The organism is Bradyrhizobium sp. (assembly GCF_036009065.1).
Lineage (GTDB): Bacteria > Pseudomonadota > Alphaproteobacteria > Rhizobiales > Xanthobacteraceae > Bradyrhizobium.
This window is the reverse complement of sequence record NZ_DASYMN010000167.1, coordinates 1-1,614: the sequence shown is the minus strand read 5'-3', so window position 1 is coordinate 1,614 and position 1,614 is coordinate 1. Positions and strand designations below refer to the sequence as shown.

Here is a 1,614-nt window from a genome sequence, read left to right as displayed (position 1 = left end):
GGGGCATGCGGCTGATCGCCCGCTGGCTTGCTGGCCGGCTGCTGGTGATGGTCGGGGACGGCGCCTTCGCCAGCCTGGCGGTTTTCCGGAGGTTGAAAGACCGCGCGGTGTGCGTGGCGCGCTGGCGGATGGACGCGCGGTTCTTCAACCCGCCGCCACCACGCAAGAAAGGACAGAAAGGCAGCTCGCGCGTCGTCGGCACGCGTCAGTTGACGCTCAAGACGCGGGCGGTCCGGAAAGCCACGAAGTGGGCGCGCATGACCGTTCCGGGGTGGCGGACGAAAGATGGCTTGATGGATCGCGACATCGACGTCGCGACCGGAACGGCGCTGTGGAACGCGCATGCGATGACCGTGCCGGTGCGATGGGTTCTGACCAGGGACCCGACCGGACGCGCCGAGACACGTGCCTTCGTCTGCTCCGATCCGCAGCGAACGGCCTTGGAAATCTTGACGTGGTACGCGAGGCGCTGGGCGGTGGAGGTCAGCTTCGCGGAAACCCGTCGCCATCTCGGGGTCGAGACCCAACGTCAATGGTCGGATCCGGCGATCCAGCGCACCACGCCGCTGCTACGCGGGTTGTTCTCGCTGGTGACGCTGTGGGCCAGCGAGCTGGCGGAACGGACCGGTAGGCTGCCGGTCCTTGGCGCTGCATGGTACAAGAACCCGAACCCGACGTTCTCCGATGGCCTCGCCGCTGTCCGGCGGACCCTTTGGGCGGAAGAGGCGGTGCGCCCGATCCTGTGGCGGGATGATTTTCCGACTTGGCGGTCACGACCGCGAACCGCCGAAAAGCCGAGGCCTCTACAACAGCGATTGACGGAGCTTATGTCCTATGCGGCCTGACATAGCTCAAAACCGCCAAAGTCCAGCTTAGAACGGCGAAAGGCACGGGGTTGTCGACAGCTGCGATCATGCAGCCATGGCGACGCCAGTCACCTCGGTCCAGGTCGTGCATGCTTGGCTGCGAGCGGCATAAAACGTGGTGGCGGTGTCTTGATCGGGACGGCGGGAGAAGAGGTTGGCGATCGGATCGTGGATGGACAGAAACCGCTGCACTTGCCGCGGCGACTGGAACCGCTTCATGATCCGCTCGCGTTGTCGCGTTGGTTGATGCGAATTCTCCGCCCGGTTGTTCAGGCCCTTGTGCTGGCGGTGCTCGACGCCCGGCATGATCTCGCGCTTGGCGGCGGCATAGCTGCGCAGCTTGTCGGTGATCAGCACACGGGGCGCCCGCCCCTGCTTCTTCAGCAGCTTGCGCAATAGACGTTTGGCCGCCTTCTTGTCGCGCCGGCTCTGAACCAGGACATCGAGCACAAAGCCTTCCTGATCAACGGCTCGCCACAGCCAATGCTTCTTGCCGGCGATGGTGATGACGACCTCGTCCAGGTGCCACTTGTCGCCCCGGCCCGGGGCTCGCCGGCGGATGCGATTGGCGAACGCCCGGCCGAACTTCAAGCCCCACTGCCGGATCGTCTCGTAGGTGACCGAGATGCCGCGAGCCGCCAGCATCTCCTCAACCATGCGCAGGCTCAACGGGAACCGAAAATACAGCCAGACCGCATAGCTGATCAGCTCAGCGGGATAGCGATAGCCAGCATACAGAGCGTCTCGG

Annotated in this window: 1 protein-coding gene and 1 pseudogene; one reads left to right on the top strand and one right to left on the bottom strand. The window is 64.8% G+C overall.

Features of this window, described 5'->3' with window-relative positions; all coding sequences use genetic code 11:
• A pseudogene (locus tag VGP39_RS10110) lies at positions 1–845 on the top strand (hypothetical protein); the annotation flags it as partial.
• A gap of 66 nt (positions 846–911) precedes the next feature.
• On the opposite strand, the gene VGP39_RS10105 reads toward VGP39_RS10110, so the two are convergent.
• Positions 912–1,604 (bottom strand): IS6 family transposase, encoded by a 693-nt coding sequence (locus VGP39_RS10105; protein ID WP_327567965.1) that lies wholly within the window; start codon positions 1,602–1,604, stop codon positions 912–914.
• Positions 1,605–1,614: the final 10 nt, after the last annotated feature.